Below are 21,270 nucleotides of genomic sequence, written 5' to 3'. Positions count from 1 at the left end.
GACGGCTAATTAATAAATTTAATTTTTCTGTTGACTCGATATTTATAAAAGACTCTGATATACCGGCGACCTGTTAAAGCTCTCCTTAAACAGTCTCCTCTTCTGTAACAGTTTTCTCGCCTTCAAAAGTCATCTCTTCTGCAAACAGGCCTTTGATTTCTTCAATTCTTTCAGGGGAGCCGATCAGGAGCAGAAGGTCATCGGGATAAAGTTCGGTTTCTGCCCTCATTTCGGATATAAGCTTATGGCTCCGGGAGATTGCAAGTACCGTAACCCCGTATTGTTTCCGGATTTCAAGTTCCCCCAGGGTTTTTCCTGAGGCCTTCGAATTTTTTACAACCCTCATGCTCTGGACCTCCACATCGGCAAAGTCAAGGGCGAGTTCACAGACCATTTTCCGACGAATTTCAGGACTGCGAAGGATCCGGTAATTATCTGCCCGGAGTTCTGTACTCAGTAAGTCGATCTCGTTTCCCGGGACCAGGTAGCTGTGAAGCACCCTGGCAAAGAGTTCTATGGAACTTTCAAACTCATCCGAGATGACTTCGTTTGCCCCGATAGAATAAAGCTGGTCAAGTTCACTGAGGAAATGCGTTCTTGCAATGATGTGGGCGGAAGGGTTCAGCCTCCTGGCCGCTTCAATAATCCTCCTAGCACTGACAGGGTCGCCTGCAGTCACTACGACTGATTTTGCAGCCCTGATCCCGGCATGTTCGAGCACGTCTTTTTGGGCAGCATCCCCGTAGAAAATGGGAGTCCCTTTCAGTTTTTCCTGCCTCACGGTTTCCGGGTTGATATCGATTACACGGTAGGGAATCATAGCTGCCCTGGCAGCGGTTGCGACATTTCTCCCGTTGACCCCGTAACCCACTATGATAAGGTGGTTTTCAGGCCCTTTTTCCGGCGGTTCGTGAAATTTCCCATACCAGCCAGATTTCAAAATCCGAGGGAGTGGAAGGTTCTGGGCAAAAGCCGCAGTGCGGTACCCCACACCCATGATAAACGGGGTAAGCACCATGGAAAGCACGGCCACGTCAAGGAATTCCTGATAGATTGCAGAAGACATAAGCCCGCTTGCAAACCCCACGCCAGCGAGAATCAGGGAAAACTCTCCTACCTGGGAGAGAGAAAAGCCCACAAGGACCATTGTGTTAAGGGGAAAGCCGATGAGGAAAGTGCACAGAGCATTTACCAGAACCTTGATGCAAAGGACGGTAAAGGTGGCAGCCAGGATAAGTAATAAGTGCTCTCTCAGGATGTCCAGGTCAAGCAGCATCCCTATGGAAATAAAGAAAATGCTCATGAACATGTCCCTGAAAGGGATTACATTGCCCAGGGCCTGGACCGAATATTCGGATTCCGAGATGATCAACCCGGCCAGGAAAGCCCCAAGGGCAAGGGAAAGCCCGGCCATGGAGGTCAGCCAGGCAACGGAAAGCCCGATAACCACAACACTCAGAAGGAAGAGTTCACTGTTACGCGTCCTGGCTATCTGGTACATAAGGAAAGGCACCGCATACCTGGCGCTGAAAAGGGTAAGGACGATAAGCCCCGCTCCTTTGAGGATGAGTTCAAAAAAAACCGTATCCTCCCCGGGAGTCCCGGCAAGGAGAGGGATAAAAATGATAATCAGGACTGCAGCCACGTCCTGGAAAATAAGGATCCCGAGAGAAGTCCTCCCGTGGGCACTGTAAATTTCACCTCTTTCCTGCAGGAGCTTAAGGACAATTGCCGTGCTGCTGAGCGCGACTAAAAGCCCCATAAAAACCGAATTCTCCCAGGAATTTCCCAGCCAGAAGAAGAAAAAAGCAACAGCTATGGCAGTAATGGAAAGCTGGAGCCCTCCCCCAAGAAGTACTATTCTCCGGAGCTTCAGGAGCTCTTTTAAGGAAAACTCTATCCCGATAGTAAAAAGAAGGAGCACTACTCCTATTTCAGCCAGCAGTTCAATTTCTTCCCCCTCGGAGATAAGCCCGAGGCCAAAAGGCCCGGCAAGGATGCCCGCAAGCAAAAAACCCACAAGAGGAGCTATCCTCAACCTGGAAAACGTAAAAACAACCGGAATGGAAAGCCCGAATATTATCAAAAGGTCCCTGAGAATTTCCGATGCCATCGAATATGAATTAAAATTCTAATTGATATAAACGTCATGGAAGACGGAAGGATAGAGGCACGGATAGAGTCCCGGCAGGTAAGAGGACTTACATGATATATTTAAGGAATATCTCTTATTTGCTCTTGAAGTTGCTCTACTGTCTTCTTTGCAGCCTCGGAAGCAAGGTGTTCCCTGTAAGCTTTTAGCGAGACCAGGCCCCTGGTAGAATCCTGAAGTTCCAGTTCCCCGTCAATTAGCTTTTCTCCTTTCCGGGAACCCCTAAAGTCTACGGTCACGTTTCCCTCCTTGAATTTTTCGAAATAAAGAGTGTCTTCTCCGGTGGAAGTATAGAAAAACATCAGGTTAAGGCTTGAAGAAGCATAAACGGGCGTATACAGCCCCTCAGGTTCCGCAATATTCACCAGAAGGGCCTGAGAATCATACTTTTCCTCAAAGGTCCGGGAAACTGACACTTCCATTCCTGCTTTTTCCAGTTCGGCCCGGAGATACTCCCCGAGGGGCTCTGAAAGGGCCTCATCGCCTTCGACATAAAGATAAATCCTGCCCGGAAAATCAATTTCAGGTTCGTGTGTGGAATGGGCACTAATCATGGAATTTGTCCTGGTCTCGCTCTTTGCTGCCTTGAAATCCAGAACAAAAAAGGAAGAAAGGACTACTGCCAGGATAAGGATACCCGGAAGTATCTTTTTCATTTTTGCATCTTTTTCCATATTTATAAGATCGGACATACACCTTATAAAAGAAACGGAACAAAGGGATAAAGAAATGAAGGTTTCAAGGACCTGAATAAAACCGGAAAAACCTGAAAAAGAAAAGGGACCCGGGGTTTTAAACTAATTTTTTAAACCCCGGAAACCGAATACTCAGATAAACACGATGAACAGTACATATGATACCGCCATCATGGCAAGGGAGTGCTTGAGCCCTGAAGACACATTTCCCGAACCCATTTTCCCGGCCACAAGCCCTGAACCGAAGCCCTGGAGAAGGGCTGCATGGAAGAAGAGCATAGTGTACTCCGCCAGGTTAAAACCGCCCATGGACATTGCCGGGTTACTGGACCCGTCAAGGGCGGGGAGGAAGAAGGCGGCGAGCACGTACACGATAATCAGGAAGACACAGAACGTTACAAAGATGATGAAAACATAGATAAACATCTCGGCAGAACGCTCTTTATTCAGGTTTTTCTCGATGTCGGCGTCGTCTGCAACTGTGCTGATAACCTGGTGGATATCTCCGGTGGACTCGCTAGCCTTGGCGATAAGGGTCATGCTGCGCCGGGTCATGTTGGTCCGGATCCTGGCCTCAAAGCGTTTCAGGGCCTCCACAAGGTTGGAATTCCAGCGGATGTCCTCGACCGTCCTTTTGATTTCGGGCTTCAGCCTTCCCATGTTTGACTGGGCGGTTATGGCAATAGCATCGGCCAGTAAGATCCCGGTCCCGTTGATACTTGCAAGCCTCTTGAGGAACTCGGGCACCTGGTCCTCTATCTGTTTGATTTTCCGGACTTCCAGTTCATGGAAGATGATAAAGGGAATGAAAAGGAGGAGAAGGCTGAAGAAAATATAGTCGTCAAGGACCTGTGCAGTTTCGACGAAGCCTCCGTAGTAAGGCCCGTTATCCAGGAATGAGGAAACGAAATAGCCAAGGGCCACCGGAGCACCCACTACAAAAGCATATACAGGCCTGTCGAGCATGGCCCTGATCGGATGAAAAAGTATTTTTTTGACCCTTGAGACCTTTTCAAAAAAATCAATTTTCTTTATCAGCTCAAGGTCTTCTTCAGTTTCGGGTCTTACCCTGACGTCGCTGAACGAATCAGGCCTGATCCTGAAGATTTTTTCCTCCGGCATCTTTTCGGAGTCCCCTGTGAGCATGTCCAGGAATATAAGGAAAATAGCTGTCCCGAAGGGAACTGCCCCGTATACAAGGAGGTAGAGGTTTGTTGGGCCGCTGTTGTCGATCATGTTCATCACAACAAGGATCACCATCAGGAAAAGGGGACCCACGACAAACACGGTGATGTAAACCTCCGCAAGGAGCCCGAGGGTTTCGAGGAAGCGCTTATGTTCTTTATTTGCATTGGACTTGTAAAGGTCGGTTTTGTTCTTCAGGTAGAGGGTAATGTCCCCTCCGCTTGATACAATAGATATCATCCCGTCAACCAGGTCCTTGAAATGTTCGGAAGGGGTCCTGTCGGCTGCATCCCAGAGGGCGTCCTTCAGGTCTTTTCCGAAATACTCGATATCCCGGACAATGTTCCCGAACTCCCTGGAAGTTGTCCCGTAAAGGTGAGAATACCCACCAAGCGACTTTATGATATCGAAGATCGTCATCCCGCCTCCCCTCTGAAGAACATAGAGGAAAGCAGTTGCATGCGGCATATTTTCGTTAATTGCCCTTTTCCTGTTGTCGGCTTTCATGGGAGGGTAAGCCATTATTAGCCCATAGGTTAGGGCAGCAATCATTGTAAAGAGCAGGACCCCTCCTACCAGTGTGAGAAGAAGAGGGAGGTGCGCTTCAACAAAACCCGGGGTATCAACTGCCCGGGTCACTCTCCTGGAGATACCCAGAGTTGAAACAATAATTTCAGGAGTAATGCCCCGGAAAATCTGCCTTCCCACAAGTAAACCAAAAAGACCCCCGAAAATTCCCGCAAGCAGGGAAATTAAAACCGCAGTCGACACATACTGCTCCACGGGGAGAGGGATCTGGGCCTGGCGGAGCTTTATCCTGAACATGGAAAACTTTTCTTCATTTTCAAGAATTTTGTCTCCGAAAATCCTGAAAGCAAGCGTATCTATAGCGTTCATGGCGCTCCCTCATAAACTGTGATGCTGGACCATATTTCGCAGGGTATCGTTTCCAACCGCTTCCATCACAAGCTGCGGATTCGTAGCGTACATATGCACTATCAGAGAGACACTGACATAATCCCGAATCTGCCTTTCAGCCATGTATGCAAGGATCTTTTCCCGGTTCTTGAACTCGATAAAGAGCTTGTCCGGGTTCCATCCCCTTGCCCTCATGATCTCGTTAAGCACGTAAGAGTCACCCGCGCGCTTGAAATTGTCATACTGGGGTTCCCAGCGGTAAAGTTCATTGATCCTGAGGCTTCCTGTCCTTGCGTCGAGCCCGGTAATTTCCACAATGGTCTTGGTCCTGCGGACCCTGACCTCGTCTACATAGGTCTGCATCTGGATGGCTATTACCCCGAGGGCCTGCATCATCACATGCGGGACATTGATGGGCTCGTTTTCAAGCCTGTTTACCACAGTCTGCACGTCGCTCGCATGCATGGTGGAATATGTAGTATGCCCCGTAGACATAGCCTGGAAGAGGGTAAGGGCTTCTTTTCCTCGCACTTCTCCCACGATGATGTATTCAGGGCGCTGCCTAAGAGCTGCCTTCAGGAGCTCATACATGGACACTTCCCCGGTACCGCCCACGGTAAAGGACTTGCGGGTTGCTCCTGCAATCCAGTTTTCATGGTGGAGCATGATTTCCCTGGTATCTTCGATGGACACGATCTTAGAAAGCCTCGGGATGAAAAGGGAAATTGCATTCATAAGAGAAGTCTTACCGGAAGCCGTTCCGCCTGCCAGGAGCACGCTTATGTTGTTTTCGATGGCAATCCAGTAGTAAGCCATCATTTCAATGCTGCAGGTCCCGTATTTGAGCAGGTCGATGGGAGTTATGGGGTCTCCCTTAAACTTCCGGATCGTGTAGGAACTGCCCCTTGTGGTCACTTCCCTGCCCAGGGTTGCCTGGATTCTCGACCCATCCGGAAGGGTGGCGTCTACGATTGGTTCTCCGATGGAGATGTGCTTTCCGCTCCTCTGGCAGAGTTTGACAACAAGGGAATCGAGTTCCTTTTCCCCAAAAAGGATGTTTGTCACGATGTTGTTGTGTTTCCGGTGGTAGAGGTAAATGGGGATCTCAACCCCTGAGCAGGAAATATCTTCGATGTTAGGGTCAAGGATAAGAGGGTTGATCCGTTCGTACCCGATGAAATTCCTCTTGAGGAAATACATTATCTTGTGGAGAGAAGGCAGTTCAAGGGTGCTGTAATACTGGTCAAGAAGGCGCAAAGCCTTATTTGTGAGGATGATTTCCTTTTCACTTCCGGAATTCATGTCTTCCTGGGTCAGGGTGTCTTCCAGATTGTCCCGCACCCGCTCGAGGATGGACTTCTCGTACGCGGAGAGAGTGGGTTCCACAGTATAGTAAAACTTCATCTCCATGTTTTCGATTATGCTCACAAAAGCGTAAGGTTCCTCCACCCAGTAACGTTCGACTTCGATGAACCCTGCCGGAATTTCGTATTCGAGAAGGGGACCATAGGTTTCCGGATCGTAAGGGGGAAGGATCCTGATTTCTTCTTCATTCAGTTTCCGCATGATTTCGGCAAACTTCTGTTTTGCACCCTCCGGAGTTTTCACATCTTTCAGGAATTCCTTCACCTTGTCTCCCAGTTTTTCCCCCGACTTTATTCCGGCAATATCATAAATCAGTCCCTTCATATTTCCCGAAAAACCGGCTTTTTTCTTTTTATCAGTTTTTAAGGAAACTTTTTTAAGTTCAGCAGAGCTAGCAATATTCTGTATCCCATTTTCGGGCAGAGAAACTTCTGGCTCCTCCGTACCCCCCCCAAGGTCCCTTAGTTTTTTACTCTCGATTTCCTCTTTCGGAGGAAAAATGCCTGTGCTTTCGGTTTCCAGAATAATATTGACTTTCTTTTCATGACCCGGACCTTCAGAAGGAGACAATTCCGCATCAGGATCTGTTTCCGAGTCCGCATCCGGGTTCATATCCAGGCCTGTTTCCGGATCTGCATCCAGGCCCCCTTCTTCCCCTAAAAAGATATCCCCCTTTTCCCCGTCCTTTTCCCAGACTTCAGAAGTTTCCGATTCCGGATCTTTTACAAAATGCTCCCCGGTTTGTAGCTCCGGAGAAAACTCCGAATTATTTAAATTGTCAAGCATGAATTTCCCATCCAGTTTTCAGCCTTGAGTTCCTCATCAGCCAGGTCTGCCTTTCAGTCCCTGAAACCTTCATCCTCACAGGTCTTTCCGTTTTTAGAGACATCCCCACCCAATTTTATCCACTCTAATTTATTCATGAAGCATGCACGAAGCTCCCTGTTCAGGAAATATTTCGTCCTTACTTTGCACTATTGGAATTATTCTCCCGGAAACGTTTTCCGGCAGCATTTCCATAAGGTATCCGATATGAGGCTTCAGAGTCTTTCAAAAAATTTCCGTTTTTAATACCCATTAAAATTGTTTCCGCCAGTTACCTGTACCCCTCACACTTCAGAAATATGCAAATAGATCGCAAAATCTGATCGTACAACTGTTACAACATTTTTTGATTAAACATTCTTCATTTCATAATATTTATTCCTTTTGTACCTGAATCAAAAACTCTTATTATCCGATTATAAGGGATATAAGGGAAATAAGATTAGAATTATTTTTTAAGGTTTATATCCATAATCGCATAAATAGTTTAACTTTCTTAGAGTGTAAACTATTGAAAGAATTAGTGGCATGGAGAAAGAGATGTCGAAATAAAGAAATCAAGTGGAAAGAAAGTGAATGTAAGAACAAAAATAGTAGAGTGAAGAAAAAAGGGAAACTGAAGAAAAATGAATAGCCCTAAGGAAAAAAATGCAATTGAAGCATGACTTAAAGCAGGTTAATGTTTAAAGCAGTTTAACTCCCTGCAAAGTTATTTCAAACCGGATCATGTCCAAACCGATAAAAGTCCTTCGCATTTTAGGGATCTTGAGAAAACGTTCCATATTGCCGGTATAGGGGTTTTCCGTCACCATAAGGCGAAGAGAGGCGCTGGCCGAGTACTCTGCAAGGTTCTGGGTCATCTTGCATGCGGTATCGTCCATGATGAACATGGCAGTACATCCTTCTTTGGTGCTCAGGACAAAGTTAAGGGCGTCAAACTGGTCCCTGAAATCCTGAATAGAGAGGCGTAAAGTGAAGACCCCGATATTGTCAATAACCACAACATCGGTCCCATCGGGCACATAATCGACAAGTGTCGGCAATTCAATCTCCAGACCTTCGGGAGTGAAGCCGAATTTGGAAGTCTGGACTTTCTCGGAACGGTTCTGGAAAGCCTTTTCAATAACTAGCTGCCCATGTTCATAATATCTTGAAAGCCCGATCCCCAGCATTTCGGACTGTTGAATGATATCTTCAGGGAGCTCTTCGGTTGCGATGAGCACGCATTTCTTGCCGTCCCTGCAGGCCCGGTGCAGGAAATGAAGCCCGAAGATGGACTTTCCGGTCCCTGTGCCTCCGGTAACAAGGAGAACCCTGCCCGCCGGGTATCCGCCACCCAGCCTTTCGTCCAGTTCGTTTATACCTGATGAGATACGGTCCATTTCTCTGCTGCAACCTTTTCCTTGTAAGATTGAATTTTTTAAACCACGAATGTGATTAAATAACGCCTGAAGAGTGAGAAAGACTATGTGGCCCGCTCACAGTAGAATCTCCCTTTGAGAGGAGAATAATATCCAAATGAAGTATATAAAAGTTGAGCAATGTACGCTCTTAAAGAACGAAAGTTGCTGTCGAATTTTTATATACACGTATAATGTGAAATCTTATATAAAATATTACATGCCAAACTTCAAAAAATACCTCGATATGAAGAAATTCCACAAATCCTCCTAAATCGCTTAAAAATCCAGAGGAAGATTCCACCCTAAAATTTACCTGATTGATCAAGAAAAAAATCCCCAAAAACATGAAAAAACACCTCAAGCATGGGCAAGAGGTTAGGAAACCCCTGGAACAAAAAATCAAAAAACTGCAAAAACATCAGAAACAAGAAAAGACAAAAAAGGAAAAGCAAAGGGAATTGCCTTTGCTGCCTTAACCCGCATTTCATTTATTTAACACATTAACCCTGACCGTCTGAGAATAACCTGTATCCCCCTCGGATGTCACCCCCGCAGCTCTGAAGTAATATGCCCCATCTGGCAATTTGCTGAAATTAATAGAAGCCCACCATCCGTCTTTTTTATATGAGTCCGTGGCCAGGTCAACCCAGGTAACACCGTCAATTGAACCCTGGAAAATGACTTTTGTAACCTCCGGGTCCGCCGATGCCATGGCAACCTTTAAAAGGCGAACAGTTTCCCCATTGCGCGGACTTAGGACCTTGACATTAGGACCAGATAAGGCATTTTTTACCATTACTTCAACCTGAGCTGTTCCTTCTCTCCCGGATTTATCTATCATCGTCACACGCAGCAGACGGTTTCCATTGGAGACTGAGGAAGTATCCCACTGCACTCCCCAAAAATCGGATCCATCGGTATCCGTACCGATATTCACCCAGTTGACCCCTTCGTCCGCAGAGTATTCAAAAACAGCAGATTCGAGATCATGAGCCTCCTTTTCTTCTGCCTCTACCTTAACAACACCACTGACCAAACTGCCTGAAACCGGCTGGATGATCATAGGCTCGGGAGAAGAGTTTTCGGAACCGCCTTCACCGCCGGGACCACCGGAACCACCTTCACCGCCGGGACCACCGGAACCGCCTTCACCATCAGAACCACCGCATCCACCTTCATCGCCGCCGGAACCGCCTTCACCGCCGGAACCGCCTTCACCACCGGGACCACCGGGACCACCGGAACCACCTTCACCGGAAGGTTTATTCGATCCCTGCTGGAAGGTGTACCAGATACTTACCTCAGAAACCGTATTTTTAAAATTGATTACAATAGCCTGGCCCTCTTTCGGGTGGTTTCTCAAAAAGTTATTGCCCGATCGAGCACCTTCCGAGGAATAGACTTTTGCTTCATTTGAGAAGTTCACCCAATTATAATGGCCCTTAATAGCAGTACCGGAAACCAGCTCATCTTCATCGAAGGAAATCTCCTTTGTATTCCCGGAACCACACTTGAACGTGAGGTCATCATACCTTACTTTCCCCTTACGAGAATTAGCAGAGAGGCGTACAGAGCTGATTTTAGAAGGAGTGCCTGAACTGGCAAACAACTGCTGGTATTCTCCCCAGTTAGCGGGTTCACCCTCGAAGCTATCTATAAGGTTTCCGGCTTCATCGTAAGCAGAAATGGTTGCTGTTGCACCTTTCCCATGTTCGCTGGATTCTCCGCCCTCGCCGGAACTCTCGGACTCTTCAGAACCGCCACAACCGCCGGAGCCGTCAGAACCACCGCTTCCGCCATTTCCTCCTTTTCCACCTTTTCCGCCAGAACCATCGGAACCATCAGAACCATCGGAACCGCTACAACTTCCAGAGTCATCACTTCCACCGGAACTATCGGAACCACCGGAACCGCCCTTACTGCCAGGGCCTCCTTTCTGACCGGAGTTTCCGGCCCCGAAAGAAAGGTCCGAACTGAAAGATTGTAAGTATTTCCACCAGGGTCCGTTGCTCAAGCCTGAGAAACTCCACCTGGGCCCCCCTTTCAACAAAGAACCGCCCTTTCCACCTGAGTTAGCCATTCCGCTGGAGCCCTGCTGGCCCCCATGATCTTCTTCAAACTCATCGGAACTTTCAGAAATACCGGAACCTTCAGAACCCCCAGAATCAAAGAAACTATCTGAACCATCAGAACCAATAGAGCCTTCGTCATTATAGGAACCATTGGAACCTACGGAACCAGCAGAACTGACTGAACCATTGGAACTAGCAGAACTGACTGAACCATTGGAACTAGCAGAACTGGCTGAACCATTGGAACCGCCAATTCCTGAGGCCCCAAAGGTCCCATTGGATTCAGAAAAAGTTTCCTCAAGACCCTGCAGGGGATTTGACTCATCCGCACTTTCCGCACCCGCCGACAATCCCATAGCTGCAACTACGGTAAGTACCACTATAAAAAGAACTGGATATTTATATTGCACATTACATCCCCCATACAGAACGAAATTTTAGATTTCTAAACGAACAGATTGACATTATGAAGAAAAATCTATATAAGTATTTTTGAGAAATGTGTAAAAATAAATAGAGATTGTTAAAAATAGACAGATTTGAGGCACATTCTCATACTATAATGCAGCTTCAGAAGGCAGAAAAATAAGCCAGGTCCGCCGACTTATGGAAATCAGATTTATGTATTTGAGCGTAAAGGTCCTGTTATGCAAAAAATCCGGCAATAGAAGATGCTCCTGCACGATAATAGGAGAAAAACGACACCATATAAGAGGAAAAAGCCCGGGGCTCAGTTCGATCTTGAACCCCGAACATCCCCTAAAAATTAGTTAAATAAAAATAATTTTTGTAAAAATGAAGAATTGAAAACCTACAAACCGTAAGCCAGACTACTTGAAAAATTGAAAAAAAAGAAGCGACGAGAGGGGGACTCGAACCCCCGGGATGCAGGGCATCACGGGATTAGCAATCCCGCGCCATACCGGGCTTGGCTATCTCGTCACATCGAAATGCTAGAAACGCGATCCCTTAAATGCATTTCACATATTTAACCTTTTCCGGAGAAAAGGGTTTGTGTTAACTGCTTCTTTTACCCACATCCAGAGATTTTTATAAAGATGCAGGCCTGAAATGTTTATTGATGAGCACGCTGCAGGTTGATGCATCTCGGAAATCCCAGTAGACTGGCACCTCTTCTCCACCCCGCGACCCCACAAGCGACGACTGCCCACGGTAAGTCTGCTCCCTTCCGGGCCTCGACCGGTTTCCGCAGTTAAGGATGAGGACCTGCTCTCCAGCAAGCCCTCATGTCAGCATCATCCAAGCAGGACGGGGCTTCTCAGTTGAGATCCCAGGCTGGAACCTCTCTGTCGCACCTTCCATTGGCTTCGTCCCCCGCATATCGGCGATTTCGGGTTACAGGTAACGCCGGGCTACCCGGACTAGCTCATCAGCTATACAACACACTAGTAATTTATAAAAGTATCCCTGCCGATATTTATTTTTTCCATATATCTGACAGATTCCACCCTCCTCCAACTGCAGGAAAAAAAAGCATAAAAAGCCATTTTTAAAGAAATATAGATACAAAAAAAGCTGGATTAAACAAAAATATCTTTAAAATCTTTATTTTCAGAAAAGGGCTCGCGCAGTAGTATAAAAATATATAAAAAGGCAGATAAATGCCCCTATTTATTTATATGCCGGTTTTCAAAGTATAATCATATAAAAATCCAAGGACTTAAAAAATAATATAAAGATCTGAGAAAGCTACCTGGGCCCGACAAAACCGAATGGACGCCGAGTCCAGGCAAGCCGGAAATCAAGAAAGGGGAGTTTGAATGAGATACGGAGTTGCAATTGACCTGGGAACAAGTGGGTATAGAGCCCAGAAAATTGACCTTGAGACCGAAGAAATCAGAAGAACGGTGATCACGCTCAGGAACCCACTTCCGGGAGCAAATGTAATGGACCACATGGACTTCGCAATCCACTATGGTCAGGACCTTGCCCACGGGCTTTCAGTAAATGCCGTAAAGAACCTGTTCCAGACCCTGGGAGTAGAAAGCGGGGAACTTGAGAGGATTGCGATCTGCGGAAACCCGATACAGCTATCTATCTTTCAGGGAATTACCATTGAGGACCTGGCATATGCGGGGGAGCGGAAGAAAAAGAAGTACAATATCCAGGAACAGGAAAGGAATGCAAGGATAGTGCCAAGCAGTGAAATTCCAGGGCTAGAGGAGTTCGACTGTGAGGTTGTGGTGCCCCCGGCAATAAAGCACGAGGTAGGAGCCGATGCCCTGGCCCTGATAATAAAATCCGGAATGCTTGAAAAAGACGAAATTTCGATTGCAACGGACTACGGTACAAATGCCGAGATGGCACTTAAAGTGAAGGATATTATTTATACGGGCTCTGCAGCTGCCGGGCCAGCCCTCGAGGGACAGCAGATCAAGCACGGAAACCTTGCTTCACCTTACACCATCTCTGACTTTGAATTCGAAGACGGAGCTCTTCGAAACTATGTGCTGAGCCAAGAGATGAAAGCCACCCCCGGAGACCTTATGGACCCTGCTACCGGGGAAGTGCTTGAAGAAGGGCAGATCAAAGCCAAAGGAATTACAGGTACCGGAGTTATAGCCCTGATAGAAAAAGCAATTGCTCACGGGCTGGTAGAACTCCCGAAGGTCAAAACCCCTGACGGGCTCATCCACCTGCAGAACAACATCCTCTTCTCGGAACATGACCTGAAAGAAGCCGGAAAAGCCATAGGGGCGATTAGGGCAGGGCATATAACGCTCTGTTCAACTGCGGGAATAGAACTTTCGGACATTGACACTGCCTACATGGCAGGGGCCGCAGGAACCTATATGGACGCTGCAAAGGCCCAGAAAATCGGGCTTATCCCGTATTCAACAGGAAGGATTTGCCAGCTGGGAAACACCTCCCTTGCCGTTGCCCGCGAGATCCTGCTTTCCGAGAAGAGGCTATGGGAACTCCAGGATATTGCAAATGAAATAATAGGCACTCACATAATGTTTGCAACTGCCCCCGAATTCCGCGACGCGTATGTTCTCGAACTTGCGTACTGGGAAGAAGGAATGCCCTTCAAAATGTTCAAGAAATATCTCAAAAAGAAAGGGCTGCCGGCCCTTGACGACCCGATCAGCAGTCCTGTAATCGACAAAAGGGTTGAAAGAGATATCCCGGTGCTGGGAGAAGAAGGCCTGCATGTGCTCGAAAGGGTCGGGACTTACATGAGCATGGTTGTCGAGGACTGCCCTGAGTGTCGGAAATGCATAAAAGTTTGCCCCAATGACGCCATCAGCATTGACGAGAACAATATGGTTATGATAAGCACCGACCTCTGCGAAGGAGCACACTGCCAGAAATGTATAAGGGCCTGCCCGCCAGACAAATTCAACTGGGCAAACCTGAAAGTCTTCGAACAATAAAAATATCCGAAAACCGGAAGTCTTTGAACACTGGAAATCTTTGAACAGCCCTCCGCCCGAAGAACTCCGAGTCGGAAAGGAAGGAATGACTCAAGATATGGGCAGCCGCTCCAATACATACGGCATAAAGGGCCCGGACGCAGCGATAAAACCAGATTGCTGCGTCTGGAAGCTCATCGACCCATGAAAAGCAGGACCTGTTTTCGGGGCCAGGCAGCAAGCGGGCCCAGGGCAATTCAAAGGATATATAAAAACATTTCGGCAAGTCCTAACTCTGATGAGGAAAAGAGAAAAAAGAGCCCGTAGCCCGGAATCTCTTGAAAATAAGCATCCTTAACCGGTTCCTAAATGGAAATGAAGCAAGGAATGCTCCAGAAAAAAGAAAAAACAACATTAAAAATCGACAATTATTATTCAATTAAGACAATATATAAGAACGGAAAAGGAGTTTTGGACGGTTGTGCACATATTGAACACAAATTATATAAACAACTTAATCATTAAGGATTATTGAGGCATCTAGTCCACTTTCACACCTTAAATCATCTACCACATATAGCCCAAATAGACCTTTTAAGTTACGCAACGCCTTTTTAAGATGCCTCAATACAATTTACTAAACAGTGCTTTTTTGAAAATAGAATCATCATATATAAAGATTTATATTTATTTAAAAAAATAAAACTGCAGTCCACTGGCACACCCAGGATTCCCTTGCCAGCAGGATGCAATTATGTACAAAAACGCCCATTGAACTCCCAGAAAACACCGGGGACCCAATAAACAAAAAAGAACTTTTTTTCATTTATGCGGGAAATAATCGAGTTTCTACGGTCAGGGCATCACCCCAGGGAATAAAAAGAAAAGAATTCAGGAATAATAACATAGAAAAAGGAGAAAAAATAAGAAGAAGACACCTGGACTTAGAGAAAAAGTAGAGAAGGAAAAAGGTTTCCGTAAAAAGAAAAAGGAGACTGAAAAAACCAGAAGCTCGATAGTAAGAAAATGAACACGGGGAGAAAGAATTGTATTGTAATGACTTGCAAAAGACAAGCACAAAATTTATAAACAACCTCTACATAGGGGTTAATGAGGCATCTAATCCACTTTCACACCGTAAATCATCTACCACATATAGCCCAAATAGACCTTTTAAGTTACGCAACGCCTTTTTTTAGATGCCTCGATACACCCTATTTTGAGAAAGTTTGTCAGAAATGGATTTCATTGCATATAAACATTTATATTTATCACATTTTATAAAAAGAATGAATCGATAATATAGACCGTATATGAATAAATAAAATGATGACATGAAACCGTTTATGAATAAATAAAATCATTGAGGAACATAAAAATTTGAGACATTTACTTAGACATTGATGAACATAAAAGTGTGAAACACTTTATTAGAAATACTTTTTTGAAACACTCATATCTTCAGGACAGTCAGTTACAAATATTTTGATTGAGAAGTTTCATATATTCAGGACAGGATACGGAAAGGCCGGTAAAAAAAGAAAAAGAAGGAAAGGTCAGAGGGAATAAGTTTCCCGAAGCTTCAAAACAAGGGCCTCGACCTGTTCCACGGCAGTCCCGATATACCGGTCCGGGTTTACAAGATTTTCAATATCTCCAACACTGAGGTATCTCGAAACCTCGGGAGTCTCAAGGAGCACGTTTTTGAAGTGCTGGCCGGTTTCATGGGCTTTCATTGCGGAGGCCCGGACGAGTTCATGGGCTTCCTGGCGGCCTACTCCTCTTTTTGCAAGCTCAATCATTATAGCTTCTCCCATATTCAGGCCCCGGAGCAGTTCCAGGTTCCTGCGAATGTTTTCCGGGTAGAACCTGAGGTTTTCAAGCACACTGATCCCGAGCTTCAGGATGTGGTCCGTGAGCACGCAGGTCTCGGGGAAGACCACCCTTTCACAGGACGAGTTTGTCAGATCCCTTTCGTCCCAGAGAGTATTATTAAGAAGTTCGGGCTCGACCATTGCCCTAACAATCCTTGCAAGCCCGCAGATCTGCTCGGACTTAATGGGGTTTCGCTTGTGCGGCATTGTGGAGGAACCAACCTGCTTTTTCCCGAAACTTTCCTCGATTTCCGCAATCTCACTGCGCTGGAGGGACCTTATCTCGATTCCGATCTTGTCCAGTGTCGTAACCGTATTTGCCATCCACATCACGAACTCGGCATGCCTGTCTCTCTGGATGATCTGGTTGGAAACATCAACAGCTCCGATTCCCAGGTGCTGCATGGTAAGTTTCTGGACCAGAATCCCGGATTTACCAAATGCGGCCTGAGTACCGACAGCCCCGGTCATCTGCCCCACCGTGGCCCTGGGAGCCAGCTGGTACAGGCGCTCAAGGTGCCTTGATATCTCGGACGCCCAGATCGCAAACCTGAGCCCGTAAGTTGTGGGGACCCCTATCTGCCCGTGGGTCCTGCCGCAGCAGACCGTGTTTTTGTGGGCCTCCGCCTGGTTTACCAGGACTTTAAGCAGGTTTTTCAGCTTATCTTCAAAGATCCCGATTGCGTCCTTGATCTGGAGTGCGGTTGCAGTGTCAAGGATGTCGTTTGAAGTGGCCCCGAAATGTACCCACTTCCCTGCATCGTCCCTGCACTGCTCGGAAATCGCAAGGACCACCGCCATCATGTCATGGTGGATCTCGTCCTCAATTTCGTTAACCCTTTCAGCCTTGACAGAAGCAATGCTTTCGGATATGATTTCAGCTGCTTCCGCAGGGATCAGCCCCATATCAGCTTCGGCCCGGGCAAGGGCTGCCTCGGTCTGCAGGATCTTTGAAAGCCGGTTATCCTGGCTCCATACATACTTCATTTCCGGTGTACCGTACCGGTATTCTATAGGATGAATCGCCACATCAATCACCAATTCTGGAGTAAAGGAAATTAAAGAAAGTTTTGAATCACTTTTCGCCTTAGCAGGTTTTAACAGTTATTTTCACCGTCAGCAAACTTTAAACAGTGTGTTTTTACCTGAAACAAGTTATAACCTTAAGTGAATTTCAGCTTTAAGTGATTTCAATGTTAACTCTATCATTTACTTTAATCTTCAATTCAGCATAAAGTGCAGGGGGAAATAAACAGCATAACCAATAAATAAACTTTGAGTTATCAGGAGAGGAGAAACAGCTTAATTTTCATTCCAATAGCACGTAAAAACAGGAAAATTCACCAGCATTTCCGCACTCCAATCTATGAAAAACATTATATGCCTTAACAACTATTAAGCGGGCTATATACCTTATCTAGAACAAAAAAATAATAGCAGGTGACAAAAATGGCTAGATTTCCAGAAGCAGAAGAAAGGATCTTAAACAAAAAGATCTGCATGAAATGCAACGCCAGAAACGCCGTAAGGGCAACCCGCTGCAGGAAATGCGGCTACACAGCCCTCCGCGTGAAATCCAAGGAATCCAAGGGAGCATGATCTTTTTTGCAGGTGGAAGCACACCTTCAGAAGATTATTGAAAGAGACGGAAAAGTTCATCTTACCCTTATCGACCCGGCGTCCCAGGCGCCGGAGCGGGCCGCAGAAATCGCCCTTGCAGCGGCTAAGGGCGGTACTGACGCCATCATGATCGGAGGCTCAACAGGAGCTTCCGGGACCCTCCTGGACGAGACCGTCATAAAAATCAAGGAAAAGGTAGACGTCCCTACCATCCTTTTCCCGGGAAGTTCGGCCGGGCTCAGCCAGTATGCAGATGCTGTCTTTTTCATGAGCCTCCTTAACTCCAGGGACATAGGGTACGTCATCACAAACCAGGTGCTCGGAGCTCCGCTTGTATACAGGAGTGGAATCGAGCCTATTTCCATGGCTTACCTCGTGATCGAACCAGGGGGCACCGTGGGCTGGGTAGGGGACGCAAAACTGATCCCCAGGCAGAAACCGGAAATTGCTGTGGCATATGCCCTTGCAGGCAAGTACCTTGGCATGCACTACACCTACCTTGAGGCAGGGTCCGGAGCCCATACACCGATCAGCCCGCAGATGATCGGAGCTGTCAAAAGAGCCCTTGGAGACAACAAGCTGATAGTAGGCGGCGGAATCCGGGACCCGGAAACCGCAAAACTCTGTGCTGCCGCAGGCGCGGACATGATCGTCACGGGGACGGTTGTTGAAGAAGTAAAAGACGTAACTGCAAAAGTGGCAGAACTGGTATCAGCCATCAAAAGCTGAACACCTGAGAAGACAGTTTAAGGGTGTGTTGCCTGCTCTTCAAGTTAGAAAAGAGTTTATTTAACCTACAGTTCTTTTAAATAATTTTATTAAATTTCCGTATTTAAAAGACCTATTTACTTTTTAGTTACTGTTTTTCGAGAGCTTATGCCTTCTTTTTTCCAGATTACGATGGAAAGTAGCTTAAGATTAAGCCCTGCACCTTACCTAATCGAGTGATATTTTTCCTAATACCCGAAAGTAGAACATTCATAATCCTTATTACCCACACCAGGTAAAGCTGTAGCCATCCTGCCAACCTGGGCAGAGAAATACCTCCCCGGATCACGGAAACCGCGTTTCAATCCAAACATTAAAAAGTGCCCCCGCCAGCTTGCCTGACGGTGCTTCCCCAAAAATGAAAAAACGCTCTCCAGATGACATAGGATGACTTTAAAAGTTTTTGTGCAGTTCCACAATAGAATTAGTATAGTGCGGTACCTATAAAGTGAACAATGATGAAACCAACGAGGACCCAAATAACGAGCTTAACGAAGAACGGCAAATAAAGTTTAAGGAACAATGTTTCCAGAGCATGAAAACGCAAAAGTAAAAACCGGAAAAATCTGAGGGGAAAGATGGAATGGACGTAAGGGAAGAAGTCTACGAACAGATCCTTGCAATACTCAAAGATGCAAAGTTTCCCATAAATTCGCTTGAGGAGTTGATTGCTGCCTTACCCGAGGGGCTGGACACCACATGCAGGATAGGGGATGTTGAAGTCACCGCAGCAGAGGCGAAAAGCCTGATTACTGAAAAGGATTTCCCTTTCAAAAATGCAAAACATGTGGCAGAATTAATGGTTGAAAGGGCGGGGCTCTAAGCCCTTTCTTGTCCTGATTTTGGAAAAGAGAACTAAAAGAGATCAAATCTTATTTATTAGTCAGTATTTTTTCCAGCTTTTCTTTGTCCAGGCTCCTTATTTCCATACTTACTTAAACTCCTGAAATATTAAAGCATGTACTGGCAGCAATTTACGGCAGCCGATTGTAATAAATAGTTTTAAAGGTAATACTTGACTCCTATTTTAGTATCACATTCTACTAACGCGGACGGACCCGGAAAATGAGACTGTTCAGAACAGGCAAATGCGTCAGGAAGAAAAGAGCTTCGATTGAAAGAACTTCGATTGAAAGAACTTCGATTGAAAGAATGTCAATCAAAATGATATATAACCCTGCAGAATTCGTCCGGGACTCAGCGTTAACTTACAACCTACATTAACTTACAACCAACACTAAGAGGTATGATTATGCTCAGAATTTCCAATCTGGTAAAAGATTATGAGGTGCGTTCCGAAAACATAAGAGTACTGGACCATATCGACCTCACGGTGGAAGATGGGGAAATCCTCGGGATCACGGGCCGGAGCGGAAGCGGGAAATCAACGCTGCTCCGCATCATCAGAGGGGTAGAACCCTTCCAGGAAGGGACCATAGAAGTGGACGGGGAAGTTGTGGCCCCTGACTCCGGGAAAGAAGGGGAAAGGTTTCTGAAAAATGCGACCGCAATCCACCTCCAGCGGAATTTCGGGCTCTGGAACGGCCCGGCAATTGAAAATATAATAAGGAAACTCAATTACCTGAAGATGGGGCATGAGGCCCTCCCATACAATGACACCAGCGATTATGACGATTTATTTGAAGAAGCAATGGAATACCTGAAGCTCGTGGGACTGGAGCACAAGGCCCTCCATTCCACCAACCTCCTGAGCGGCGGGGAAAAGCAGAGGGTAGTAATTGCAAGACAGCTTGCCGCAAAGCCCAGAATCCTGCTCCTGGACGAGCCCGTAACCATGACAGGGCCGGACACCAAGCAGGAAGTCCTTGACGTGATAAAGAGCTTAAGAGGGAAACTGAACATCCCGATCATCGTGGTCTCCCATCTCCCGGAAATCCACGCGTACCTTGCCGACAGGCTGATTTTCCTGGAAAACGGGAAAATAGCAGCCGAAGGAAAGCCCACGGAAGTCCTGAGGAACTTCCTGAAGGACATGAAACCAAAAGAAGGACTTCCGGAACCTGCAAATAAAGAGGTCTGCATCAGGACAAGGAGCATCTCAAAGCGCTACTCCATCATCAGGATGGGAGAAGTCCTGAACATCAAGGATTTCTCTTTAGATGTCCACAGGGGGGAAATACTCGCCTTCATAGGTTCTTCAGGCGCCGGAAAGACCACACTTATGAAGCTTATGGAAGGGCTGGTCAGGCCGAAGAGCGGTACTGTTGAATACCTCTGCGGAGAGGAATGGGTTGACGTAACCCAGTACAGCAGGAAGCGCATGGAACTGCGCAGGATCATGAGCATCATGAACCAGGAGTTCTCCATGTCCCCGAACTCCACGGTAAGGGACCAGATCCGCTTCAGGCTGAGCATGAAAAGGAAAGGCGCAATTGAGTACGCAAGAGATAAGGCTAAAGAGATCGGCATTTCGGACGAGACCCTGGATAGCATATACAGGCTGCCGGATATGCCATCGGAAGAAAGGGACACCTTCTTAAGGGAGATGAACCTCCCGGAAACGATTTACTCCGAGCTCTTCCCCTCAATCCCGGTAACGGACGTGGACAGCTACGCAAAACCCGTATTTGAAGCCCTGGACCTATCCCTGGAAGTGCTGGACAAGACCCCCTACCAGATCAGCGGAGGCGAGCACGTCAGGGCATTTATTGCCTTAAGCCTTGCAACTTCCCCCCAGTACCTCCTGCTGGACGAGCCATTCGGAGACCTTGACCCGGTAACCCTCAGGGATGTTACCAACTCATTAAAAAGGATTAATGAACAATTCAACACGACAATCGTCCTCGTCAGCCACCACATGGACTTTGTCAGGGAAGTCGCCCACAGGGCAGTGCTAATCGAAAACGGTGCCCTTGTTATTGACGGGGAGCCAACCGAAGTCTGCAAGGAACTGATCAACCGGAGCAATGCCCCTTATATGGAGCACAGCATCGAAGACCTTGTAGAAGGGAACTGAAAGGTTTTGCCCACTGCAAAACCCTTCTTTTATTCCCAT

At 46.7% G+C, this 21,270-nt stretch carries 13 protein-coding genes, 1 tRNA gene and 1 other RNA gene; 6 read left to right on the top strand and 9 right to left on the bottom strand.

Annotated features, from left to right (window positions below):
- Positions 1-85 precede the first annotated feature (85 nt).
- The 8 genes from FTO70_RS00660 to ffs form a co-directional block, all read right to left on the bottom strand.
- Positions 86-2,113 (bottom strand): monovalent cation:proton antiporter family protein, encoded by a 2,028-nt coding sequence (locus FTO70_RS00660; protein ID WP_255333758.1) that lies wholly within the window; start codon positions 2,111-2,113, stop codon positions 86-88.
- Between the two features lie 101 nt (positions 2,114-2,214).
- Positions 2,215-2,808: a hypothetical protein gene (locus tag FTO70_RS00655; RefSeq protein WP_255333757.1), complete on the bottom strand. Its 594-nt coding sequence runs from the start codon at positions 2,806-2,808 to the stop codon at positions 2,215-2,217.
- Between the two features lie 171 nt (positions 2,809-2,979).
- Entirely contained in the window at positions 2,980-4,929 is a 1,950-nt protein-coding gene (locus FTO70_RS00650) for a type II secretion system F family protein (RefSeq protein ID WP_255333756.1), read from the bottom strand.
- 9 nt (positions 4,930-4,938) lie between these two features.
- Entirely contained in the window at positions 4,939-7,101 is a 2,163-nt protein-coding gene (locus FTO70_RS00645; protein ID WP_255333755.1) for a type II/IV secretion system ATPase subunit, read from the bottom strand.
- 722 nt (positions 7,102-7,823) lie between these two features.
- On the bottom strand, positions 7,824-8,552 hold the full coding sequence (locus tag FTO70_RS00640) for an RAD55 family ATPase (protein WP_255334024.1): 729 nt from the start codon (positions 8,550-8,552) through the stop codon (positions 7,824-7,826).
- Positions 8,553-9,027: 475 nt separating this feature from the next.
- A complete protein-coding gene (locus tag FTO70_RS00635) occupies positions 9,028-10,971 on the bottom strand; it encodes a hypothetical protein (protein WP_255333754.1) in 1,944 nt (647 codons plus the stop codon).
- Between the two features lie 501 nt (positions 10,972-11,472).
- Positions 11,473-11,557: transfer RNA gene (locus FTO70_RS00630), tRNA-Ser, on the bottom strand.
- A 137-nt stretch (positions 11,558-11,694) separates the two neighbouring features.
- Positions 11,695-12,008: signal recognition particle sRNA (gene ffs / locus FTO70_RS00625), an RNA gene on the bottom strand.
- A 388-nt stretch (positions 12,009-12,396) separates the two neighbouring features.
- On the opposite strand from ffs, the gene FTO70_RS00620 reads away from it, so the two are divergent.
- Together FTO70_RS00620 and FTO70_RS00615 are read left to right on the top strand one after the other, a co-directional pair.
- The gene (locus FTO70_RS00620) at positions 12,397-14,013 is read left to right on the top strand and encodes a methylamine methyltransferase corrinoid protein reductive activase (protein ID WP_255333753.1); all 1,617 of its coding nucleotides are present in this window, start codon (positions 12,397-12,399) and stop codon (positions 14,011-14,013) included.
- 40 nt (positions 14,014-14,053) lie between these two features.
- Positions 14,054-14,200 carry a hypothetical protein gene (locus FTO70_RS00615; protein ID WP_255333752.1) on the top strand — a complete coding sequence of 49 codons (147 nt, stop codon included), beginning with the start codon at positions 14,054-14,056 and terminating at the stop codon, positions 14,198-14,200.
- 1,348 nt (positions 14,201-15,548) lie between these two features.
- Here FTO70_RS00615 and purB read toward each other — a convergent pair.
- On the bottom strand, positions 15,549-16,895 hold the full coding sequence (purB, locus tag FTO70_RS00610; RefSeq protein WP_255334023.1) for an adenylosuccinate lyase: 1,347 nt from the start codon (positions 16,893-16,895) through the stop codon (positions 15,549-15,551).
- Between the two features lie 420 nt (positions 16,896-17,315).
- Here purB and FTO70_RS00605 point away from each other — a divergent pair, with 420 nt between their 5' ends.
- From FTO70_RS00605 to FTO70_RS00590, 4 genes are all read left to right on the top strand, one after another.
- The gene (locus FTO70_RS00605; protein ID WP_255333751.1) at positions 17,316-17,465 is read left to right on the top strand and encodes a 50S ribosomal protein L40e; all 150 of its coding nucleotides are present in this window, start codon (positions 17,316-17,318) and stop codon (positions 17,463-17,465) included.
- Positions 17,466-17,471: 6 nt separating this feature from the next.
- Positions 17,472-18,215 (top strand): geranylgeranylglyceryl/heptaprenylglyceryl phosphate synthase, encoded by a 744-nt coding sequence (locus FTO70_RS00600; protein ID WP_255333750.1) that lies wholly within the window; start codon positions 17,472-17,474, stop codon positions 18,213-18,215.
- Positions 18,216-18,837: 622 nt separating this feature from the next.
- Positions 18,838-19,077: an MTH865 family protein gene (locus FTO70_RS00595; protein ID WP_255333749.1), complete on the top strand. Its 240-nt coding sequence runs from the start codon at positions 18,838-18,840 to the stop codon at positions 19,075-19,077.
- A 429-nt stretch (positions 19,078-19,506) separates the two neighbouring features.
- Complete coding sequence (locus FTO70_RS00590) at positions 19,507-21,231, top strand: ABC transporter ATP-binding protein (protein WP_255333748.1); 1,725 nt, start codon at positions 19,507-19,509, stop codon at positions 21,229-21,231.
- The last annotated feature ends 39 nt before the right edge of the window (positions 21,232-21,270 follow it).

Source organism: Methanosarcina sp. KYL-1 (genome assembly GCF_024372725.1).
Taxonomy (GTDB): Archaea; Halobacteriota; Methanosarcinia; order Methanosarcinales; family Methanosarcinaceae; genus Methanosarcina.
The sequence above is the reverse complement of the archived record's forward strand: the minus strand, read 5'-3'. Positions and strand labels throughout refer to the sequence as shown.